Source organism: Desulfobaculum sp. SPO524 (assembly GCF_044987625.1).
Classification (GTDB): domain Bacteria; phylum Desulfobacterota; class Desulfovibrionia; order Desulfovibrionales; family Desulfovibrionaceae; genus Desulfobaculum.
This window is the reverse complement of record NZ_JBJDSB010000002.1, coordinates 378177-393647: the sequence shown is the minus strand read 5'-3', so window position 1 is coordinate 393647 and position 15471 is coordinate 378177. Positions and strand designations below refer to the sequence as shown.

General features: G+C 61.0%; 14 protein-coding genes and 1 pseudogene. 2 read left to right on the top strand and 13 right to left on the bottom strand.

Translation table 11 applies throughout. The annotated features are described in order from the left end of the window. Positions 1-3 precede the first annotated feature (3 nt). From ACI3L3_RS07395 to ACI3L3_RS07380, 4 genes are read right to left on the bottom strand one after another with little or no spacing between them, the layout of a single operon-like run. The gene (locus ACI3L3_RS07395) at positions 4-576 is read right to left on the bottom strand and encodes a peroxiredoxin family protein (protein WP_404844468.1); all 573 of its coding nucleotides are present in this window, start codon (positions 574-576) and stop codon (positions 4-6) included. A 28-nt stretch (positions 577-604) separates the two neighbouring features. After that, a complete protein-coding gene (locus ACI3L3_RS07390; RefSeq protein ID WP_404844467.1) occupies positions 605-1318 on the bottom strand; it encodes a response regulator in 714 nt (237 codons plus the stop codon). An 18-nt stretch (positions 1319-1336) separates the two neighbouring features. After that, positions 1337-3355 carry an ATP-binding protein gene (locus tag ACI3L3_RS07385; protein ID WP_404844466.1) on the bottom strand — a complete coding sequence of 673 codons (2019 nt, stop codon included), beginning with the start codon at positions 3353-3355 and terminating at the stop codon, positions 1337-1339. Between the two features lie 37 nt (positions 3356-3392). Beyond that, positions 3393-4631 carry an ABC transporter substrate-binding protein gene (locus ACI3L3_RS07380; protein ID WP_404844465.1) on the bottom strand — a complete coding sequence of 413 codons (1239 nt, stop codon included), beginning with the start codon at positions 4629-4631 and terminating at the stop codon, positions 3393-3395. A 246-nt stretch (positions 4632-4877) separates the two neighbouring features. Between ACI3L3_RS07380 and ACI3L3_RS07375 the strand changes: the two genes are divergently transcribed. After that, positions 4878-5783 carry a substrate-binding domain-containing protein gene (locus tag ACI3L3_RS07375; protein WP_404844464.1) on the top strand — a complete coding sequence of 302 codons (906 nt, stop codon included), beginning with the start codon at positions 4878-4880 and terminating at the stop codon, positions 5781-5783. 413 nt (positions 5784-6196) lie between these two features. On the opposite strand, the gene ACI3L3_RS07370 is transcribed toward ACI3L3_RS07375, so the two are convergent. From ACI3L3_RS07370 to ACI3L3_RS07340, 7 genes are all read right to left on the bottom strand, one after another. Beyond that, positions 6197-6475: a hypothetical protein gene (locus ACI3L3_RS07370; protein ID WP_404844463.1), complete on the bottom strand. Its 279-nt coding sequence runs from the start codon at positions 6473-6475 to the stop codon at positions 6197-6199. Between the two features lie 214 nt (positions 6476-6689). Continuing rightward, positions 6690-7160: a hypothetical protein gene (locus tag ACI3L3_RS07365; protein ID WP_404844462.1), complete on the bottom strand. Its 471-nt coding sequence runs from the start codon at positions 7158-7160 to the stop codon at positions 6690-6692. A 148-nt stretch (positions 7161-7308) separates the two neighbouring features. After that, a complete protein-coding gene (locus tag ACI3L3_RS07360) occupies positions 7309-8616 on the bottom strand; it encodes a diguanylate cyclase (RefSeq protein WP_404844461.1) in 1308 nt (435 codons plus the stop codon). Positions 8617-8730: 114 nt separating this feature from the next. Next, a complete protein-coding gene (locus ACI3L3_RS07355) occupies positions 8731-9504 on the bottom strand; it encodes a hypothetical protein (protein ID WP_404844460.1) in 774 nt (257 codons plus the stop codon). 107 nt (positions 9505-9611) lie between these two features. Then, entirely contained in the window at positions 9612-10673 is a 1062-nt protein-coding gene (locus ACI3L3_RS07350) for an OmpA family protein (RefSeq protein WP_404844459.1), read from the bottom strand. A 346-nt stretch (positions 10674-11019) separates the two neighbouring features. Further along, on the bottom strand, positions 11020-11355 hold the full coding sequence (locus tag ACI3L3_RS07345; protein WP_404844458.1) for a hypothetical protein: 336 nt from the start codon (positions 11353-11355) through the stop codon (positions 11020-11022). 637 nt (positions 11356-11992) lie between these two features. Further along, a complete protein-coding gene (locus tag ACI3L3_RS07340) occupies positions 11993-12379 on the bottom strand; it encodes a DUF3568 family protein (protein ID WP_404844457.1) in 387 nt (128 codons plus the stop codon). A gap of 641 nt (positions 12380-13020) precedes the next feature. Here ACI3L3_RS07340 and ACI3L3_RS07335 point away from each other — a divergent pair. After that, entirely contained in the window at positions 13021-13311 is a 291-nt protein-coding gene (locus ACI3L3_RS07335; protein WP_404844456.1) for a transposase, read from the top strand. A gap of 180 nt (positions 13312-13491) precedes the next feature. On the opposite strand, the pseudogene panF reads toward ACI3L3_RS07335, so the two are convergent. Next, positions 13492-14987 (bottom strand): annotated as a pseudogene (panF, locus tag ACI3L3_RS07330) (sodium/pantothenate symporter). Continuing rightward, positions 14984-15295: a YhdT family protein gene (locus ACI3L3_RS07325; RefSeq protein ID WP_404844455.1), complete on the bottom strand. Its 312-nt coding sequence runs from the start codon at positions 15293-15295 to the stop codon at positions 14984-14986. The pseudogene panF and the gene ACI3L3_RS07325 overlap by 4 nt, the downstream one beginning before the upstream one ends. Positions 15296-15471 lie beyond the last annotated feature (176 nt).

Genomic DNA, 15471 nt, shown 5'->3' with positions numbered 1-15471 from the left:
GTCCTACTCCTTCACAAAGGAGCGGATAGTGTCCAAAAACGCGTCGGCGTCCTCAATGCGACCCATATGCGTGTACAGCACGGTTCCGTCAGGACGGGCCAGAATGGTGAACGGCGTACCCGGTTCGCCAAGCTGCTTGTGCACCGTATAGTCCACGTCCGGGACGATGGGGTACTCGGCGCGGTGCTCCTTGCGGACAAAGGCGATTTCCATGTCCGTGGCACCACTGGCAAGGGCAAACAGGCGCACCTGCTTGGACAGCGCCGCATCACGCGTCAGGGCGCTGTAGAGCGTGCGCAGGGTCGGGGCTTGGTCGTGGCAGATAGGACAGTACACACCGATGACCTCAATCATGATGAGGCCTGCGTCAATGTCGGCCAAGGTGAAGGGGGATGCGCCGGGCAGGCCAAGGGCCTCACGGTCCCCGGCCTGCTTCGGCGCTGTAAAACTGATGTCTGAGAGGGAATCGCCCTTGGCGGGCAGGTCTGCCGCCCATGCGCCAGCGGCACAAAAAACGGTGAGCACGAGGCTAAGCCACGCGGCGCTGAGACGGCGTCGGGAGTGTGCAGGCTTCATTACGTCTTTTCCCTCCGTGAGAGGAGCACTACGTCAGGGCGCTGATGGCATCCTCTTCTGTGTCGTAAATTGTGGCAAACCGCGTGATGCCGACCATGTCGAACACCTTGCGGAAGTTTTCAGACAGTCCGGCGATGGCAACGGGCGTGCCCTTTTCCTCGCTTTCCGTCAGCAACTGGATAAGCACGGCGATGCCTGCGCCGTTGATGGACGAATTCTCGTCAAAGTGCAGGACAATGCCGCCTGCAGACGAAAGCGCGTCCTCATACTGTGCTATCAGGAACGGCTCTGAACTGGAAGTGATGTTGCCCTTTATCTCGATAACGGCAACCTCTTCCGCCCTGTGCGAGGCAATTTCGTCCACCTTGTCGCGCAGCAACTGCAACCGTTCGTTGGCACGTTTGAGGGCGGCATCAAGGTCATTTTTCTGAATGGGCTTGTTGATGAAGTCCGTGGCGTTGAGGTTCAGCGCCTGGATGGCGGTGTCCATGTCACCGTGGCCGGTGATGACGATGACCTCGGTCTGATGGTCCACTTCCTTAATGCGGCGCAGCACGTCCAGCCCGTCCATACCGGGCATTTTGATGTCCGTCAGGACGATGGCCGGGCGCTGGGCGGTGAACACCTCCAGCCCCTCCTCGCCGCTTTCGGCGGTGAGCACCTCGTAGCCATAGGCCCCAAGGAACAACTCAAACATGGACAGTGTGGGCTTTTCGTCGTCGATGACCAGTATCTTGTTCATACGAATCCTTGCGTGCAATCAGGTGGCGGCCGGGAAGCGCACCGTAAAGGTGGTGCCCGCGCCAACCTGCGAATCTACGGATATATTTCCCCGGTAATCTTTCACGATTCCATACGAAATCGCAAGCCCGAGGCCCATGCCCTGCCCTGTCTCCTTGGTGGTGAAGAAGGGCTCGAAAATCTTGTCCAGTTGCGCGGGATTGATGCCGGCGCCCGTGTCGGACACCTGAATGGCAACGTCTTCCTGCGTGGTGAATGTGGTGATGGAAATAACGCGGTCGTCCGGGTCGCCGTCCTTCTCGGACCACATATTGATGGCGTCGCGCGCATTGGAGATGAGGTTAAAGAACACCTGCTGGAGCCTGTTCCCGTGGGCCTGCACAGGCGGCAAATCCTCGGACAGGTCCAGATGAACGGTAATATTCTGCAACTTCAACTGGTGCGAAATGATTTTGAGTACGGACTGCACCGGGTCGTTCAGGTTCAGCCGCTCCGGCGTCAGCTCCGACTTGCGCCCAAACTGGCGCAGCGTATTCACGATGTCCGTGGCGCGCTCAATCTGGGTCCCAATCTCGCCTGTGACCTGCCGCAGGTCCTTCTCCGGAATGTCCTTGCCGATTTCCGTCATCATGGCGAGGTAATCACTGCCCATGCGGATGGCATTGAGCGGCTGGTTCAGCTCATGGGCGATGCCTGCCGACATCTCGCCAAGGGTGGTCATTTTGCTGGCCTGCACGAGCTGGGCGTCCTTTTCCACAATGTCCGTGATGTCCGTGGCCGAAACCACAATGGCCGCGCGGTCGCCATAGGCGCTCTCGCAGGCGTGCATATTCACGTACACAGGCTCGCCATCCTTACGGCGGTGCAGGGTTTTGGGGTACAGGATGCGCCCCCCGGCGCGCTCGCCACGGGCAAAGCTGCGCAGGGAGTCCTGTCCGTCCACGTCCTCCAGATGGTCAAAGCGCATAGTCAGGAGTTCGCGCGTGGTGTAGCCGTAGACTTCCTCGCAGCGCTGGTTCACGTCGAGGATGTCCAGCGTTTCGGCGTCCACCACAAACACCGGATCCGGCCCGGCATCGAACAGGGAGCGGTACTTGGCCTCGGACTCGCGCAGGCGGTTCCTGTACAGGCGGATGGAGCGCACCATGTACACAAAGGAGTCCGCAAGCTGGAGCACCTCGTCGCCAATCTGCTTGTGGCGGATAACGCACTCGCGGCAGTAGGACGGCTTGGCGGGCGGCGGGCTGTCCGGGGACACCGGCCCCATGGTCTTATCCACATGCCAGCACGGCAGGTCGGAGTTGTGGTAGGCCGGGCACCGCTCAAAACGGCCTTGATCGGACAGCAAGTCCGCGTACTGGGAGCCAAGGTCCAGCTTAAAGTTCAGGTTGCCCTTGGAAATTTCGTCGGACATCTCGATGAGCTTGGTCACCGGCAGGGTGATGTAGCTGGAGATGCGGTGGCTTATCCAAAAGATGATGGTACACACCAAGGTGATGAAGCCGAGGAACATAATGCGCAGGCGGCCGACAAGGGTATCGATATGCTGCTTGTTCAGGCCCACGTGCACGGTTGCCACGCGGTAGATGCCCTCCAGCATGGGCACGGCAATATCCAGCGCCTTCTGCCCCGTCACCGTCACTTGCCGCACGCTGGGACCGCCCTCACCGCCGCCGCCACCGGCCACGGCCATACGCCGCAGCACATCCGGGAACGGCTGGACAAACGTATGCGCCAGCACCTCGCCGTCCTTATCCTCCACAAAGGCGTAGGAGACCAAGTCCCGCCGCTCGCCCAGCAGGCTGATATCAAACAGCAGCGCCGTCAGGTTGGGGCGGTCGTCATCCAGCACAAAACCGCTGCCCCGGTCCGCAATGGACTCGGCAATGGCGACGCCGCGGTTCTCCAGCTCCGAGGTGAGGCTCTCCAGCAAAATGCCGCGCGCCAAAAGCGCAATGGCCGCACTGATGAGCATAATCACCGCGAGGATGGAGAAATAAATCTTATTCTTCAGGCTGATATTGCGAAATTGTTTCATGGGCGTTTTTCCCGCCTTGTGGCGCGGCAGGTGGGCGTTACTGGGTGCTCTCCGTGCGCCGCAACTGCTCGCGCAGGCGGTCCCAATCGGTGATGATGGCGGGGTGACCATCGACAAAGCGGGTCATGAACACATGGTCCAGCCCCTGATGGTCCACAATGCTGTACGACAGTGGCGTCCCGATGCCGATATCCTTAGCGCGGATGGACTGCACAGCCTTGATAAAGGCCGGGCGATCTAGCTCGCGCCCTGCCCGCTGCAGGGCCTCCACCAGCACCTTGGCGTTGATGAAGCCTTCCAGCCCCACGGAATCCGGCTCCGCCTCCGGGGCATACTCCTTAAGCAACTGCACATATTCCTGAACAGCGGCAAAGCGCTGCTGCGCGCCCGGCGCACTGGGCGGCGGCACCACAAGGGATGCAAACACCCCTTGCGTTTTGCCGTCCAAGTAGCGGGACAGCGCCTCCGCGCCCACAAAGGACAGCGCGTGGAACATGGGCGTAAACCCCCGCTCGCGGCACAGCTCGATAAAGCGTGCGCACGGCTCTGCCGTGCCCACCATCACCACAGCCTCCGCTCCGGACGCCGCAATGCGGTCCACAGCGTCGCGAACCTTGAGGGTGCCTCGGGCGTAGGTGCCGCGCGCCACAGGCCGCAGTCCGTGCTCACGCAGGGCGAATTCCGTGCCTTTAAGCCCGTCAAAGCCGTAGGCGTCGTACTGATACAAAACGGCGACCTTGGTCACGTCAAGCTCATCCACAAGGCGGCGGACGATCTCTTCGGTCTCCTGATAGTACGAGGGTCGAACGTTGATGATATAGGGGTGGAACGGCTCGCGGAGCAGGTTTGCTCCGGTAAGCATGGCAACAAAGGGAATCCGCGCCTCCTGCACAAGGGGGATGACCTTTACGGTGGTGGCCGTGCCCATATAGCTGAACAGACAGAAGACCTCGTCGCTGATGATGAGCTTTTGCGTATTGCTCACGCACAGGGCGGGGGAATATTGGTCGTCGTAGGGCACAAGGCGGATGGCGCGCCCATGGACGCCCCCCTGCGCATTGATATGCTGCAGGTAGCACTGCACGCCGCGCAGCATGCGGCGGCCAAAGGACCCGGCATGACCGGACAGCGACAGCGAGGTCCCGACACGGACCTCCGTCTCCGTCACGCCCTGTTTGGTCCTGTCTTGGGCGTCGCCATGGCCGCTGCTGCCGCATCCAGCCAGCGACAGGCACAGGGCGATGACGAGCGCCGTCACGCACGATGTGTATTTCACTCTCTTCCCACTTTGTTCACGGCGGGGCATGGTACCCGCCATATCTCCGGCGGGGTGGAAAATAGCACATCCCCTTCCGGGGTCAAGAAATCTCGGCCCACAGCCGCCCCCTGCCCCGCGCACAGGGAAGGGCACGCCGCCACCGGGGTGGTGTTGCCTTGGCCTGCGGTTCCCGCTACACTCCCGGCTGACTGATTACGCAACAATTCCGCAGGGACACCACCCGCCAGCATAAGGATACGAGTCATGAAAAAGCTCCTCTCCACCAAAGAAGTCGCCCAATTCCTCGGCGTGAACGAGAAGATGATCTACTCCCTCATCTCCGAGAAGGGCCTGCCCGCCTCGAAGGTCACGGGAAAGTGGCTGTTCCCAAGCCACCTCGTGGAGCAATGGGTGGAAAGCAAAACCATAAACTACCCGGCCAAGGTCCAAAGCGGCTCCCTTGACGGCCTGTTGGTTGTCGCCGGGTCCAACGATTTGCTCCTGGAGCGCGCCCTGTCCCTGTACATGAAGCGCTTCCCCGACGAGGTCGCCGTGTTCGGCAACATGGGCAGCCTTGGCGGCATCAAGGCCCTGCGGCGCGGGGCATGCCATATGGCCTCCAGCCACTTGGCCGAGGAAAACAGCGAGGAATACAACTTCTCCTACGCGGCGGAAGAGCTGCACGAGCTGCCCGCCGTGGTCAACTTCTGCCGCCGCGAACAGGTCATCTACCTGCCCGCCGGCAACCCCAAGGGCGTCGCATCCGTGCAGGACATCGTGGACAAAAAGCTCAGCGTAGCCAACCGCCCCCTCGGCACCGGCACGCGTCTGCTCTTTGACAGACTGCTGCAGGACGCCGGCGCGGTCTCCGCCACCATCAAAGGCTACGAGAACGAATGCGCCCGCCATATGGACGTTGGGCTGGAGGTGCTGGCAGGCCGCGCAGAATGCGGCCCCGGCATTAGCGCCGTGGCTGGCCTGCTGGGCCTTGAAACCCTGCACGTCGGCTGGGAGCGCTTTGACCTGCTCATCCCCAAGGACCGCTTCTTTGACAAGCCCGTCCAGCAATTCCTGAACATGCTGGCGGACGAGGAATTCAAATCCCTCGCCGAAGCCCTCACCGGCTACGACCTGTCCGAAAGCGGCAAAATGATCTTCCCCGGCGGCTGACCCCGCACCACCCCCGCACCCCAAACGCCCCGCATACTCTCACGTGCGGGGCGTTTTCTTCTGCCCCAGCCCTCACCATCCGCCACATCCCCCCCAAAAAAACATCGCCCCAAAAAACACCCACACGGACGAGAGCCGTCAGGGGTGACGACTGTCCTATCCACACGCACCCGTCATGGGCGCACTCGGGATTCTCAAGGGTCCGCGACCCTTGAGCCTGCGGAGCACAAACAGCCCAGCCCCCCCCAACACAACGCCAACACCCTCCCCTTCCACTCCCCAGACAGACAAAAGCCGCCATGGCTGACGCCCTCTTCCGAGTCCCCCTATTGTTCGCCTGCGCAGCACACCAAAAAAAAACGGCCCCGAAGGACCGTCCAATACACGCTCTTTGTTCCCCTTTTCACACGCATCTAATCGGCATCTTTGCCGAAAAGCTGCCGTACCACTTCGTCGTCGCCATCCTCGCCCACATAGCGCTTGGCGTCCTCGGGCGAGTTGAAATTCAGCACAAAACTTTTGCCCTGAATTTTCTCGTAGGTTTCAAGCACCAGCACCAGCCGGCCCTCGGCGGTTTTGTACAGTTCGTACTGAAACACCGTGCTGCGCCGTGCATCCCACGGCTTTTCGCGCGTGGCCCGCGCAACGAGCTTGCCCTCAAACTCCACAACCCGCCCACTGGTCAGCGTCACGATGAATCTCTCCATAACTGCCCGAGGTACCATCACTTCCGGATTGCGAGACCTACCACCATGCCCTCCAGTATTGCACAAATACAAAAAAGGCGGAAGGCAAATGCCTTCCGCCTTGCTTACGCCGTATTGGCTCAAGCGTGCGGGATGGGGCCGCGGCGGAGGTGCCACGCGCACGGGGTGCGCATGTCGCCGGGGCGCGCCGTCCTCGCGGCTACTGCTTCGGCTGCAGGTCGGTCTGCACTTCCTGCATCAACTGCATAGCCCGCTGGAGCTTTTCGTTCTGGGCATCGTCGCCCATCTGGGTGCCGAGGTAACCGGCCTTCTGAGCCATTTCCTGCAGCATGGTGCCGACGACCATGTTCTTGGTCTTGGCGGGCAGGTTCCGCAGTTCGGTCAGCTCGGTCTCCATGCCGGCAATCTTGCCGTCAATGCCGTCAATCTGCTGCTGGATGCCGGGAATCACGCTGACCTTCTGGGTCAGGCTGGTCAGGTTCTGGTTGAGGCCAAAGAAGAAGACCACAAGCAGAATCACGGACATGATGGAAACAAACAGGGCAACCTTGCCCATATCGCGGTTCGTCTTGTTCATGATTTCCACTGCCTCCGGTGCAGGTTCCGCAAATGCGGCGGCTTTGGCGCCAGCCGCCTTGCCAATGTGATGGATTTTTTCTGCAGCGCTCATATCGTTCCTCCATTTCTTCACATGCTTCAAACTCAAGTTTGTTCCAAATAGGACGAATGGCACCTATACGCCAACCCGGCCATCGTGACAAGGCGTAGCGACGCACAACTACTGCAGGTGCAGTAATTTCGCCGCATTGCGGGTGCCTTCAGGATGGTTCAGCCGTTCCATCTCCGATGACAACACAGTTTCGTCCCTGCGCCTTGGCCGCATACAGCGCACCGTCCACACGGGCGATAAGCGCATCCAGCGGCTCCGAAGCGCGCCGACCGGTCACACCAAAGCTGCACGTCAATGGCCGCGTCAGCCCCGGCACGCGCATAGCGGCCACCAGCCCGCGCAGGCGCTCCGCCATGGCGGCCGCCGCCGCAGGCTCCACGCCCGGCGCCATCAACAAAAATTCCTCGCCGCCCCAACGCGCCAGCAGGTCCTGCGGGCGGATGTTGTCCGCCACAGCGTCAACAAGCGCGCGCAGCACCGCGTCGCCAATATCGTGACCGTATTCGTCGTTCACCGCCTTAAAGTAGTCCACGTCAAACATCACCACGGACAGCGGCTCCGCCGACACATCGCACGACTGCATAACGCGCACGGCCATGGTCTCAAACCGCCGCCTGTTCAGCGCCCCGGTCAGCGGGTCCCGCGAGGCTTGGTCCTCCAGACTCTCCTTTTCCTGCACAAGCTCCGTAACGTCCGTCAGGGTAATGAGATGCCTATCCGGCATGGGGAAGGGCTTGTGCGTCGCCACAAAGCTAAAGGGCGCATCGGGCGCGCCGGGCGGGGGGATGCGCACCACAGGGCGGTGGTCAATGCTGTCATCCAGTACGGCAAAGAACCACGGGCGCTCCGCGGCGTCCTCGCTGATGATGAATTCGCTCACGTCCCGCCCTGCGGCAAGGAGCGCCTCAAAGTCGGGAAAACCAAGAAAGCGGCACATGGCCTGATTGGCGTAGACGATGCGGTCGTCCTCAATCATGACGGCAAAATCGGGGTAGGCATCAAGGATGGTGCGCAGGGTCGTCTGCGCTTCGCGCACGGTGGCGCGGGTGGCAAGCTCCTGACAGGCCTTGCGCATGGCGTGGATGAGAATATTCGGCAGAATGGGGCGCAGCAGAACGCCGTCCACGCCCTGCTCCACCGCGCGGGAGCCTTCCCACGGGTCGTCCACATCCGCGGCCACGATGATGAGGATATCCGGAAATTCATCACGGATACGGGCGGCAAGGTCCAGCCCGTCCATGTCAGGCAGGCTGACCTCCGTAAACAGGATGTCTGGCGCGCGTTCGCGGCACAGGGTCAGCGCCTGCTCGCCCGTCTCGGCCATAAAAACGTTGTGGGCGTGCGTTCCTAGTACGCGGGCGCTCTGCTCGCGCTGAAAGTGATCCGTCACCGCGCACACGATGGAGCACCCCTTGAGGGGATCGCCCTGCGCCGAGGGAAAAAGGAGACCGGGCATGAAGGACTCCGCAGGCTAACGGATTGACTCATCCATCCCACACGGCCCATGCCGCGCGGGAGTGCGCCCATGGGGCGCCATGTGGCGGCGGCCAGCCCGCACACATGAAAAGGGTCAATTCATCCAGCGGCCAGTGTCGTAGCGGAAAATCTCCGTGACGCGCACGCGCTTCACGGGGGTGAAGGGACCGTTGCGCACGGCGTCTTCGGACGTTCCGCGCGCTTCGTAGTGATATTCATGATACCGCAAAACGCCGATGTAAGGACACACTCGCGACGAACTCGGCTTCACTTTGGTTTCAAGGCTGGCGTCCTGCACCTCGGTATACGAGGCCACCCACTCGCCCGCATCGTGCCGCAGCTGCATTTTGCTGGCGCGGTTGCGCAGGTTGCGCTGCACGCGCTGGACCCAGTTTTTGGCAAAGGACTCAAACTGCAGGGCCGCCTTCTCAATAGTCACCGGCCCCTTAGGGATCCGGACGGACGTCTTGGGCGCGCGGCGGGGCGTTGCGCGGGCGACCTTTTGGGCCGGGGCCGGAGTTTGCTCCGCCTTGGCCGCGGGCTGCGACGGTGTGGCGGCAACAGGCGGCGCGGCCTCCTGCGGCGTCTCGGGCAGTCTGCCCGCTCCGGGCGCCGCGCGGGACGCATCGGCATACTCGCCCAGCGCGTCCGGCTCTAGCGCAGGCGCGGCGGCGCCATCATCCTGCACGGTGGGGGCCTGCGCGCCATCGGGCGGAGCGGGGGATTCGGCCTTGGGCCGCATATCCGGGGCGTCATGAGAGGTCATGTCCACCACAAACCACACGCCAATGGCCACAGCCATGGCGACGACAAGAAGGATGACGGACGTGCCGCCAACGGATGATGCAATGCGTTGTTTTGGTTTCACCCCTCCTACATAACTGGAGCGGGCAATATCATCAAGAGCAGAGCCGCGGGCCTCCCAGAAGGAAACCCGCGGCTCATGGTCATATTCGTCGTTTTTTGCCGGGTCGTCTACTTGTTGAAGATGATCTCGACGCGGCGGTTCAGGCGGCGGCCTTCACGCGTGGTGTTGTCGTACTTGGGCATGGATTCGCCATAGCCCTTCACGCTCAGCCGCTTGGCGTCCACGCCCTGCTTGATGAGGTAGTCGCGCACGGAATTGGCGCGGCGCAGGGACAGGCCCATGTTGTACTCATCGGTGCCGATGTTACAGGTATGGCCTTCCAGACGCATGGTGCCTTCGGCCTGGTCCTTGATGATGCTTGCGGCCTCGTCAAGGATGGGAACCATCTGTTCCTTGATGCGCGAGGAATCAAAGTCGAAATTCACGCGCAGGGGGATGACTTCCTCGTCAGGCTCTTCCATGACGGGTTCGGGCTTCGGCTCCTTCACCATGACTTCGTCGTAGAACACGTCCTTGACGAACTGCTGCATGGCGGCGTTGTCCTCAAGCAGTGCGGTGCCGGAAACGTTCTGCGCGCAGGGGTTCAGCCCGGCGATGGCGTCCAGCGTGCGCTGGCCTTCTGCCTCATCGGCAAAGGACACCACGTGGATGCACAGTTGACCGGGGTACTTGGCGTACAGGTTTCTGGCTTCCTCAACCGGGTCCACACCAAGGTTGTTGCGGCCATCGGACAGCAAAATAACGGCCACGTCCTTCTTCATGGAGGCGATGGAGCCGTCCAGCATGCTCAGGCCCTTGCCGATGGGAGTCAGGCGGGCAAAGACGTCGTAGCCGGTGCTCAGGTGCTCCACAGAGCGGCCCATGATGTCGCGGTCATAGTCGCCCTGCACCATTTCCTTATACGGGGCAAAGGTGGTCAGGCGGGCTTCGTAGGGTTCGTTCGGGACAGCGGCGTTGAACTTCTTCAAGAACTGCTTGGCAAGGACGATTTTCTCCTCGCCGAGGTCCTGATGCTTCATCGCCATGGACCCGGAATAGTCCTGAAAGATGACAAAGCTGTCGACCTTGGGCACAAGCTTTACCTTCGCGCTGGCAACACTTGCCGCGCTGAGCAGGAATACGCCGGCCACCGCAAGGATGAGCAAGGCTCTCATTTTCATACGTGTCATGACGTTGTTACTCCTCGTTCATGTCGGTTCATTGTATCCGGTCCACAAGCGGAAAAGCCGCTTGAAGCACAACCCTTCTCGACAATACCAGAAAGCCGATGCCATTCAAAGCGCTGGCGACGGATTCCTTGACATGTTCGCCGTAAAGGGAGCCGGACATCCATTGTCTACCGCAACCCAAGGAGTCTTTCAAACGAAAACAGCGAGTTGAGGGAGAATTCATCCCCTTTTTTCGCCTGTGGCAGGGGCTGCGACTATCTCCCCCCGCCACAGGCCGCTACTGGGCTACGCGCACAAAAAAAGCCCGGCAGGGCCGGGCTTTACGAGCGCTAGCGCCGCATGGACGCTACTGCGAAGGCATATCGTCCGCATGGCGGAACCTCCAATGCTCGCGCGGAATCTCCACCATCATGTCCGCGCCCAGCTCTTCCACAGGAAAAATAATCGTGAGAATCTGCGTGCCTTCCATCCAGAACATATGTCCCTTGAGCTTGGACGTCAGTTCCCGAGGCATCAAGCCGCAGTAGGCCGCGACCTCTTTCACCGCCAGACCAATGGTGTACTTGGCGTTGGCCGTGAATTCCACGTCCTCCAGCATCACCTTGTGCGCCTTTGGCACTCGTTTGTCCCGATCCAGTTCCGCACGGTCCGGCAGCCGGGTGTTCAGCGTTGCGTGTTCCATCACGCCCTCCTCGTGTCGCCTGAAAACGCCTTTCCACTTCCCACTGGTGCAGGACGTCTTCGTAAGGAGAGCGAAGCAAATGCAGTACCGAAATCGCGAAGGCGCACTATATTGAGCCGTTACCGCAATACACCCCCACATGCATTTTCTTGGATTTACATTTTCGGCAAAACATGCCGCATTTCACCCAAAATCGGGCTTTGCAAAATCGGAATATCGATTTTTGCGCCATGTTCTATACGCCATCGACCACTCAACACATTTCAAAAAGTCGCCAATGATTGCAGGCGCTACGCCCTACGCGCCTTCATACAGACACTAGACCGCACTGCTACGCTCATTTTTTACACAAATGGCAATCTACACATTTTTCACATGCCGCCAAGGACTTGGCGTTACGGCTAATTTCCCTACTCCTCTGGAATCATGAAGAAAACCGCTGTGACGCCTCCACCAACGGCTCGGCCTGCGGCGCACTACGTGGCATCCGCCTGAAATGACGCCGAAAGCCCGATTGATATTCATGGCACGAACGCCCGCCACGGCAGGTGGGCGCGAGCCAACACCCTGAAAAACAAAAGGCTCCCACCTCATACCGAGGCGGGAGCCAAAAGCAGACTCTGCCGGTGCGCCAGCGCTACAGCGCGGCGGCGATGGCTTCGTGAATGCGGCGCGAGGCCACCTCATCGCCAAGCATGCCCACACGCACGGACACTTCAGTCACGTGCGGGTTGGTGGCGTCCAGACTGATCCAGAACGAACGGTCCTGATCCGTGCCGCTGACGGAGCCGGAGCTCAGGTTGATCACCCGCTTATCGATGCGCAGGTTCAACCGGCGCGCGGCGCGCAGGGTCGCCTCGTAGGTGGAATCAATGTCGGCGTTATACGACCGGACAAGATTGCCGGTAACATAGGCATAGGTGCCACCGCCCGCCACCGCGCCAGCGGCGACAACAGCGCACCCCTGCATCAGGGGCAGCGCGCACAAAGCGGCAAGCAAACACAAACGTTTCATCATTTTCATATCCATTCTCCATGGTCTCGGCACGGCACAACAGTGCCGACCCAAATACTCATTCATTCCGCACTTCCATAGCGGATACCACGCCACAACTCAAGCGCCTAGCGCGCCGGCGCAAGCCCTCGCAGCCACAATCCGGCGCAAATAAAGGCTCAAGGCGACGCCATCCCCGGCGGCGCTCACCATTCATCCTGCCCACGCGCGGCTTTACTGTTTCGCCAGCATGGTACAATACTTCACTTTTCTTCCACTCGGCCCGAAACAGTCCAGCGTTCCTTCTTCCCGCGCCCTTTCCCTACACATTCGCGCCACCTCCACAAAGCACAACATCCGCCATGCGCCAATTTCCTGACGCACCACAGCCCCCCACAGACGTCACCCCTTATGCTCCACAACGCACAATTCACGAAAAACAGCCCACAGCAGCGCATTACGCACGTAACATGACAATGTTTCACAGCGACGAGGACAGCAGACGCACTTTTTCCACAAGACAACACGCCTCATTTCCACACACTCCTTGACCCACACCGCGCATCGTGTTTTACTCGAAATACTCTGGACTGCCCTCAACCCTTTTTTGAAGGTACAACGATCACAGGGCATTTGGTAACACGCAGAGGACAAACACAGGACCCTGAGCCATGTCATGCGAAAAGCACCGTTTCACGGCAGAATTTAAGACACAGGTAGCCCTTGAGGCGCTGTCCGGTTCGCTGAGCGTCAGCGAGCTGGCCAGCAAATACGGCATCTACCCGCGCCTTGTGTCCCAGTGGAAGCAGCAGGCCGAGGCCAGCATTGCGGATTCCTTTTCCGGCACCGCGCAGGAAGTGCACCAGAATATGCGGGCGCACTACCGCATGCGGCACAACCTCTGCGCCCTGCTGACCATGGAAGAACGCGACTTCCTCCAGCGCCCCTTCTCCAACATGTAGCGCCGCGCCTGCTCCTCGCTCTGCTCTGCTCTCTCCTCGCACCTTTCCGTGCCACCACCAGAGCCGCTCCCGCCCACCCACTCAGCGTTCCCCGGCGCATGCCGCCGACTCTCCGTCCCACACAAAAAAGGGACGCACCTTCCGGTGCGTCCCTGCTCACAGTCGTCTCCAACCTGCGCCCTAAGACGCGCTGCCGCTTTGACCCCAAAACAGGCGCGTTACGCCTGCTGTGGCGCGCGGCCAAGGCGGGTGCCCACAATGAACGCCCCAAGCCCGGCAAACGTCGTCGGCACAATGGCGTGCATGCCGCCCATGTCCGGCTTGAGAAGGGTCAGGGCTACAAAACTGCCAACGCCCACCACAATGGACGCCACCGCCCCGGCGGCATTGGCCTTCTTCCAGTACAGCCCCAGCACCACAGGCCACAGGAACACCGCCTCCAGCCCGCCAAAGGCGAACAGGTTAATCCACACCAGCAGGTCCGGCGGCTGGATGGCGGCCACAAACACCACCACGCCTATGGCGGCGGTGGACATAAGGCTTTTCTGCTTCAGACTGGCGGAGGTCAGGCGCGAGGCGTCACCGCCAAGGCCGTAGTGGACGTACAGGTCCTTCACAATGGCCGCCGATGCGAGAAGGAGCATGGAGTCCACCGTGGACATGATAGCCGCCAGCGGCCCGGCGATGAACACTCCGGCCCAAAATGGTGACAGCAGTTCCACCATCAGCGTGGGCATGGCAAGGTCCCCGGCGGGGAGTCCGGGAATCACCGCGCGGCCCAGCGCGCCGGACAGGTGTGCGCACAGAATCATAAATCCAATGATGAGGGTACCGATGATCATGGCGTCGTGCATGGCGCGGGAGTCGCGGTAGGCCATGCACCGGTGAGTGGTCTGCGGCAGGCCCAGCACGCCAAGGCCGACCAGTATCCAAAAGGACAGCATAAACGGCTGGGGCACGGCCTCGGCAGGACCTGTGGGCGTAACGAGACCGGGATCAATATCCCGAAGCGCGGCAATGCACCGCTCCATGCCGCCGCCCGCGTGGACCACGGCGTACAGCACCACCACCGCCGCCACCATCATCACCACACCCTGAATGGCGTCGGTGAGTACCACGGCGCGAAAGCCGCCAACTGCGGTGTACAGCACCACGGACACGCCAAACAGCGCCAGACCGACAATGTACGGGTAGCCCGTTACCGCCTGAAACAGACGCGCGCCGCCGATAAACTGCGCCAGCATGGCCGCCATGAAGAACACCAAAAGCGACACACTGCACAGGATGACCACGGCGTCGCTCTGGTACCTTGCGCGCAGAAAATCCGTCAGGGTCACAGCGTTCGTCTTGCGGGCCATAATGGCAAAGCGCTTGCCCAACACGCCAAGGGTCAAAAAGGTTGCCGGAACCTGAATCATGGCGAGCAGCACCCAACTCAGGCCAAGGCGGTACGCCACACCCGGACCGCCCACAAAGCTGCTGGCGCTGGTGTAGCTGGCGATAATGGTCATAGCGAGGACAAACCCGCCCATGGACCGCCCGCCGATGAAATAATCCTCAAGAAACCCCTGTGCGGAATCCGGACGCTCGGCGCGTTTGCGGCCCCACACCGCCACAGCAAAGGACAGCGCCAGATACAGCGCCATGGGCAATATGGTGACGGCGTTTCCGGTCATGACGGCGTGCTCCCATCTGCGCCGGGGGCGTCGCCCGGCTCGGCGTCCGCCTCGTCCAGCGGCATATCCTCAAAGCAAAAACGCACCACAAGCCACAGCGCCAGCACCACCAGCGGGTAACCGACAATACAGCTATAAAAGAACCACTCCGGCAGTCCCATAATAAAGGAATAGCTCTCGGGGTCGCCATCGCCAAGGCCATAAGCGCACCCGTACCACCACACGAAATACAGCGCGTACACGCCAAGGGCCAACAGGGCCTCGCGGTTGGCCTGCCTGTAGCGCTTATCTTCTGCCTTGTCCGTCATGCTCACTCTCCCGTTGCGCTGTCATGGCGCGCCGGCCGTACCCGGCGCGCCATGCAAAAGTACCGGCAACGCGCATAAACGTTGCCGGTACCTCAGTCTGTAGTCATCCGCAGCGCCCGATCACGCGGCCGAAAGGGGGGCGTATCGGCCCGCCTCGGCGCACTGCGGGAAGTGTC